This is a genomic window from Flavobacterium labens (assembly GCF_048286755.1).
Taxonomy (GTDB): Bacteria; Bacteroidota; Bacteroidia; order Flavobacteriales; family Flavobacteriaceae; genus Flavobacterium.
In genome coordinates, this window is record NZ_JBLVPL010000009.1 from 46,031 (window position 1) to 53,146 (window position 7,116).

Annotated in this window: 4 protein-coding genes; 2 read left to right on the top strand and 2 right to left on the bottom strand. The window is 34.4% G+C overall.

The window, feature by feature from the left end; genetic code table 11:
• Nucleotides 1-2: 2 nt before the first annotated feature.
• Both ACNQF8_RS14965 and ACNQF8_RS14970 read right to left on the bottom strand, forming a co-directional pair.
• Nucleotides 3-1,412 carry a RagB/SusD family nutrient uptake outer membrane protein gene (locus tag ACNQF8_RS14965; RefSeq protein ID WP_417953876.1) on the bottom strand — a complete coding sequence of 470 codons (1,410 nt, stop codon included), beginning with the start codon at nucleotides 1,410-1,412 and terminating at the stop codon, nucleotides 3-5.
• A gap of 19 nt (nucleotides 1,413-1,431) precedes the next feature.
• The gene (locus ACNQF8_RS14970) at nucleotides 1,432-4,425 is read right to left on the bottom strand and encodes a SusC/RagA family TonB-linked outer membrane protein (protein ID WP_417953877.1); all 2,994 of its coding nucleotides are present in this window, start codon (nucleotides 4,423-4,425) and stop codon (nucleotides 1,432-1,434) included.
• An 853-nt stretch (nucleotides 4,426-5,278) separates the two neighbouring features.
• On the opposite strand from ACNQF8_RS14970, the gene ACNQF8_RS14975 reads away from it, so the two are divergent.
• Entirely contained in the window at nucleotides 5,279-5,578 is a 300-nt protein-coding gene (locus ACNQF8_RS14975; RefSeq protein WP_417953878.1) for a transcriptional regulator, read from the top strand.
• A gap of 369 nt (nucleotides 5,579-5,947) precedes the next feature.
• Nucleotides 5,948-6,994, top strand: coding sequence for a hypothetical protein (locus ACNQF8_RS14980; protein ID WP_417953879.1), 1,047 nt, complete (start codon nucleotides 5,948-5,950; stop codon nucleotides 6,992-6,994).
• Nucleotides 6,995-7,116: the final 122 nt, after the last annotated feature.

The window sequence follows — 7,116 nt, forward strand, 5'->3', positions numbered from 1 at the left end:
CTTTAATATCCTGTGTTTTGCGGTTGTAAATTTGGATTTGCATTCAATTCTAGCTCTGGAATAGGCCACAAAACATCGGAACTGTTCCAGCCTGGTTTTGAAACAGATAATACTCCATCGACTGTTCCACTGCGCTTTAAATCAAAAAAGCGATGGCCGTGTTCCGTAAAAAACTCAAATCTTCGTTGTTTTTGAATTTCAGACAAAATTTCAGTGGCGATAGATGATGTAATTATTGGTAAACCAGCAGTCGTTCTTATCTTATTTAAATCCTCTTTTGCACCCGCTAAATCGCCTCGTTTGGCTCTTGCCTCGGCTCTGATCAAATATTGTTCTGCTAAGCGCAAAACAATAGAATATTCCTGCGAACTTGTTGTTGCGGTACGTAGTTTGTATTTATTAGGATGATTCCAAGTATTTAGTCCGGTGGTAACTGACTTTGTCCAATTCACTTTGCGTTGGTCGCCTGTTTCAAATGCATTCATAAAATCGGTACGAAGCGCACAAACTGGTGGCGGTCCTGATACGAAAATAAAAGTTGTACCTTCATTACTGTTTCGTACCGCTGTTGCTGATGCTAATTGCCAAATAGTAGTTTTACTATTTCTTAGAAAAATTTTATTTAAATCCGTTTCCCAAGCATAAAGCGGACTATTGATAACAGTAGTTGCTTCATTTGCTGCTTCTGTATTTTTATTCATGTATAAATATACTCTTGCCAGCATGGCTTTGGCCACCATTTTATTGGGTTTGGCACGATCCGAAGAACTATAATTTTCAGGCAATCTAGAACTGGCACTTTCTAAATCCTTCGCGATTGCTGCATAGACTTCATCCGCAGCACTACGCGTAACTTTTCTATTAATTTCATAATTGGTTCCTGTAATATAGGGGATGCTACCATAAATTTGCAACAGATAAAAATGCACTAGAGCACGAACGAATAGTGCTTCACCCGACACTCTGTTTTTAACCGCAATAGGTAACCCAGTCGAATTTTCAACTCCTTGAATAACCGAATTTGTATTATATATTTGACTATAGCTTGAAGTCCAAAGTGACGCCACTGTAGCATTGTCAGCCGTAAGCGCATTGTTGTAAATAGGTAGGGAAATTGTAGAGTTGGTATAATCTTGTAATTCATCCGCGTACAATCCCATTCTAACAGATGCACCAGTAGGTAATCCAGATAGTATGCCACCGTCACGAAGTTGTGCATAGATTTGTGCCATTGCTGCATTTGCTGTCAATTCACTTTCAAAAACTGTAGTTCCTGTAAGCTGAGAATTAGGCAATGGAACCTCTACAAAATCACTACAGGAACTTGAAGACAGTATCAGTGCCAAAACCAAAAGAATGCGATACACCTGGAATGGCTTTGATAGTACCATTATAAATTGTAAATTTTTCATATTACTATTTTTTTTAGAATTAAAAGTTTAATGTCATTCCGCCACTGATCACTTTTAGGGGAGGGAGGAATCCTGAGAACTTAAACTCGGGATCACCTGCTTTGTAGGATGTAAATGTGAGTAGGTTTTGACCTTGAATAAAAAGTTTACACTTTACATTAGTGGTCGCTTGTAACGGAATATCATAGGAAAGTGATATATTTTTTAGTCTGATAAAAGAGCCGTCTGTAATTACAGCATCGCTTTCTATGTACCTGTAATAAGCGCTTACCGCAGCACCATTTAGTCCCGTAGTGTGCAGTTGCGAACTGCTTTGATCCCCAATTTGCTGCCAAGCGTCACCACTAGTGTTGCTTTGGTTTACTGGACCACCTCCCGGAACATTTGAAATGTAATCGTAATTGTCTCTTTTTACGAACTGCAATAAAAAATCCAATTGCCAATTTTTATAGTCCAATTGGTTTTGGATACCTCCAAAATATTTAGGAGATAAGTCCTTGCTAATTTGCTTGTCGCCTGCTGTTATGCTTCCATCCCCATTTAAATCTTCAAAATCGTATAATCCTGTTTGTGGATTAACACCTTTACTTTGGTATAATTTTACAATATCAATGGATTGGCCAATCACATACCGATTTGCAAAAGTAGAACCTGAAAGATTCGGAAAAGAAAGTAATTTATTTTTTGCAACGGCCACATTGAAGTTTGTTGACCATTTAAAAGAGTTTGAATCAATATTTAGGGTTCGTACGGAAAATTCAAAACCTGAATTTTCAACGGTAGCATCAAGATTCGCATTCAATGACAAGAAACCTGTTGTAGCTGGCATAGGAATACCCACCAATTGATCCGACGAACGATTCTTATACAACGCTAGCGTACTAAAAATTAGGTCTTTAAAAAAACCAGTTTCTAAAGCTAATTCTAGTTTACGATTGGTTTCCCATCCAAAATCGGCATTATAAAGTCGTGTAGGTTGTAACCCAATTATGCCCTGATAATTTGCACCAGTTGTACCGTAGGTATCATAAAATTGATAATCTCCAATTTGATCATTGCCCGTAGTTCCATAACTAAAACGGAGTTTTCCAAAACTCATTTTACTATTTTCTGGATTGAATTTTTCTTTGCTAAAAATCCATGCAGCTCCAATAGCACCAAAATTAGCATATTGTTTGCCTGGTCCAAATCGGCTGGATCCATCCCGACGACCTGTAAAGTTTAAAAAGTATTTTTCGTCGTAACTGTAATTGATGCGACCAAAAAAAGCTTGGTAACGGTATAAAAAGGTATCGCTGTTGGTTGTGTTTTTTGTAATTGCAGAAGCTAAATTGTTAATCAGATTGTTGTTTGCAAAACCAATACCCGATAGGAATAGGCGTTCTGTACGTTGCTGTTGGCTAGTCATCCCCAGTAGCACATCAAATTTGTGGTTTCCAAAATTTTTGAAACCTCTTAGTTGTGGCTCTATAATCCATGATTGTCTGCTGGTAAGGTTTAAGTACATTGATGAATTGTCACTCCCAACTTCGTAAACGGGATTGTAAATGGTGGATGGTATCGTTCGAACTTCCTTGGTTTTTAAATCGGTAAAACCAAAATTTGATTTTATTTCTAAACCTGGAAGTAGTTCATAAGACAACACACTGTTGGCTACTAAGTCATTAGTGTTCGCACGGTAGGTGCTTTTTAGGGGTGCCAAAGGATTTTCGAAGGTATCATTTTCCCAGTTTAAATTACCATTTGAATCATAAAGTGCGGGAGCGTTTGGTGCCAAATAACGCGCTGTTAACGTCAAATCTGTCGCTGCTTGTAGATTATCTTGTGCCGTGTAATTTCCCGAAAAAGAGATTTTAAATTTCTTGTCTAAAGAAGTATGGTTTATTGAGCTAAGAATCCCTCCTTTAATGTACCTGAAATCTCCCGGAAGGACTGTCCCCTCGGTTCTGTAATTCCCACTCATCAAGAATTGCGTTGTTTCACTACCACCAGAGATACTGGTTCTAAAGTCATTGATTGTTGCTGAACCGCCTAATAATTCCTTTTGCCAATTGGTATATCGAGTTTGATCCCAAGCTCCATTTACATCATAATCGGTATCCGATATTAGAATTCCATCATTGATAAATGCTTGTTTACGCATCGACAAATACTGCTGCGTATTCATCAGATCTACAAATTTAGTCGCTGTACCAACGGCTGTTGAGGCCGTTACTGAAATGTTTGTTTTGCCTGATTTTCCTTTTTTTCGGGTAATTAACACCACACCATTTGCTCCCCTTGAGCCGTAAATTGCAGTCGCATCGGCATCTTTTAATACTTCGATGCTTTCAATGTCATTGGGGTTAATACTGTTGAGCGGACTGGCTTGGCTTGGTAATGCCGTTGAAGTATTCACGCTCCCTATGGACTCGTTTGAATAGGGAACTCCATCAATAATGTATAATGGTTCATTTCCATCAAGGCGAATACTGTTACGACCTCTAATTTTAATTTGGAAACCACCGCCGGGAGTTCCCCCATCTTGAATGATATTGACACCTGCCAATCTCCCTTGCATTGCAGCTAGTACATTTGTAACAGGTTGCTTGTCGATGTCTTTTGCAGTCATTCTTGCAATACTACCGGTTTGCTCTTTTTCTTTAATAGAATAATATCCGGCATTTATTACAATTTCTTTTAAAGTGGTTGCATCTTCAGTCAATTTTACATTGATAGTTGCTTGATTTGCAACTACAATTTGCATCGTTTTATAGCCTAGATAGGAAAAAACCAAAACATCATTCTCCGCTGCAAGTATGGTGTAGTTTCCATTTTCATCAGAAAATGCTGTTGTTGGCTTATTTTTAACCTTTATGGTTACGCCAGGAACTGTGCTGGTATCATCGGTAATTTTACCTTTGATAGATCGTGTTTGCGCATTTAATCCTGTTATGAAGCACAGGAAAAGGATGCAGTACAGTTTGGACAGTTGAGTAGTTGTCCAAAACTTCAAAAATGATTTTTTTTTCATACTTTTGAATTGGTTTAGTTAGACTTCGGTTTAGTTTGCTTTGGTCCTCTATTCGTCCGGCAAGAAGAGTTAGAGGGCCTTTTTTTGTGATTAGTTAAGAAAGCGCTAATTTTTTTTTAAGTCATAGGCATTATCTGTATATTATTAGGTGCTGTCACATCGAAGCAAGCTGTGTGATATGAAAATAAATAGTTATTTTTCTTCGTTATTGCTGTTTATATAAAAGCATCGGAACCGTAAAGCCAACAAATTATCAGTGTAATTAAAGCTAGAATTAAAGTAACTTTTATAGTTTTATAGTATTTCATTTTTTCGTTGTTGTTTGCTGTTTTTCAATTTATTATTTCGATTTGCGCTATTGCTGTTACCAAAGATCTTGAGAGCACTCTTTTTTTGGGTGCAAAAGTTTTTGAATTTATTTTTTTTTAGGAAAGTACACTGCCGTTGCCAGTTGCAGCCCAACTCAGGCAGTGCGTTTCCAAACTAACTAATTCAATTAATTGATTGATTTACGATACTGTAAAAAAGAAGATTTGCTAAGAATAAAAGGGAGTAACTTTTGCACATAAAAAATGGCATGGAACTCAGCTTACTGTCTTAGAGGTACTGGTATACCTGGGAACAATAAGTGAGCCCACGCCATGGGACGTGAGCATCTAACTTATTATTTCGTTCCTTTTAAAATTACCAGTTTTCTAAGACGAAATTCAAAGCGAATGCTTCAAATATTTTATATGAAGAATCGCAAAAATACATTACATATTTGTAATAATATAACAAATATAACAAAATACTTTTAAATGCGCACTAAAGTACGCACTATTTTTTGATCATTGCCTTTTCTTTGCTATAAATGACAGAGACTAGCAACATTATTTGTAACTATATTTTCAATAACTGGATTAAATCTTATAAATCTCAGAGGTCATTTGCATTGGATCATAATATTGAAGAAAGCATAGTTCGAAAAATTAAAAACACTTCGCTTAATATCGAAGGATCAAATTATAATATTCCTGTAAATACTCTTAAAAAAATTTGCGAGGCTAGAAATATAAAGCTTTCTGAGTTTTTCAAATTGATTGAAGAACAATCTGGTTCTAAGATTAATGATGATTTTGTTTTCAAAACAAACATAAAAAAAGATGCTTAGGCATCTTTTTTTATTGCCTATGTGGAAAACCGTAAAGAATTTTAAAAAGGGTTTTGTATGTTAGTTATTGCATATAAATTATCGAAATGAACTTTCAGTAATTTAACCAAAAAGGATTCATATCGAAGGTCAGTTCGCGCATGTATACAAGAATTACCGGGTCATAATAGTATTAAAACAACTGAAATTTATACTCATCTAAGTACGAAAAGTATTCACCAAATAAAAAGTCCATTTGATGATTTGTAAAAAAATATTTATACATTTGATCTGAAACAAAGTCTGACCGCAGTCAGACCTATCTCTCTAAATTTGGGGTGATAGGTCTGATTTTATCAGACCTATTATATACTAGTTATGTGATATTTTATGAATGAAACAATAATAATTGAAAACGGAAAAAACATTATTGATATAATTGATGATGGATTTGTTACTTGCCTTAAGATAAAAAAACCAATTGCGGTTTATTTTTGGTACGATCGTGAAGAAGATATTTGTAATTATTTTCAATTAAATCAAGACCACGAACGAATAGACGATTTATATAAGTTCAATGATACATTAATCAATGGTAGTGAAAGCGAATTGAAAAGTGAAATTCATTCATTTCTAAATATTTTTGCATCGGGTAAGTATAAAATAGTTTTAGAGAGCGGACTTATTAATAATAATGAGGATTACAATGAATTAAATATGAATTATAGCAATGTAAATGGTTCAAGTATATATTCCTATATTTATTGTAATTCAGTCACATATAGTATGATGTTTACACAACCTTATTCTTATATTTCAGAAGAAAAAGTAAATTATTATAAGGAAATAATAAGAAATGGTGGAAGACCTAAAATTATAACGTTTGAAAATACGGGGCATTATATGTATGACAATACAATATTTATATTAGATGGTCATCATAAAGCACTTGCTTATTTGAGTTTAAAAATACCTGCTGAAACAATTTCAATTGTAAAATTATACAATGCAGAAGATGATAAAATTAAAAACAGTCTTTTCTCTGAATATGAATATATTTTAACTGATTTTCACAAACAACATATCATATCAAATAATCCAATATTGCTTACTGATGAAAGTTTAAATTCATCCAATTATAATACTGAATTCAATAAATATTTAAAAACCATTCCAGGGAATGATATATCAGGTAAAGTTATCAATATGATTATCAAAGCAATGAATTCAGAAAAAATTGAAGAAAAAAGATGGTCTCTAAATAAGTTGAAAATCATTAGAGATAGAAATTTTGATACCGAGAGAGTTTATTTAAATTTTTCCGACTCGCATAACCAAGTTTTTAATGAAAAAATTGATTCAAAGGAAGAATTTGATAAACTGATTTGCAAAATTTTTAATAAATCATTAACTGAGATTGAAAAAAACATCACATAACAGCCACTCCTATGTAAAGCATCATAAAGTTATTCACAACTTTTGAGAGGGTTATATGTTGGTTATTTTTCGAGTATAAAATTCCGTCCCAACGGCTTGTTGAAAAAGTTGGAAACAACTTT

Bases quoted from the DNA above. Each gene is read 5' to 3' on its own strand.
- ACNQF8_RS14980 (WP_417953879.1), top strand. From the start codon at position 5,948: ATGAATGAAACAATAATAATTGAAAACGGAAAAAACATTATTGATATA.
- ACNQF8_RS14970 (WP_417953877.1), bottom strand. From the start codon at position 4,425: ATGAAAAAAAAATCATTTTTGAAGTTTTGGACAACTACTCAACTGTCC.
- ACNQF8_RS14965 (WP_417953876.1), bottom strand. From the start codon at position 1,412: ATGAAAAATTTACAATTTATAATGGTACTATCAAAGCCATTCCAGGTG.
- ACNQF8_RS14975 (WP_417953878.1), top strand. From the start codon at position 5,279: ATGACAGAGACTAGCAACATTATTTGTAACTATATTTTCAATAACTGG.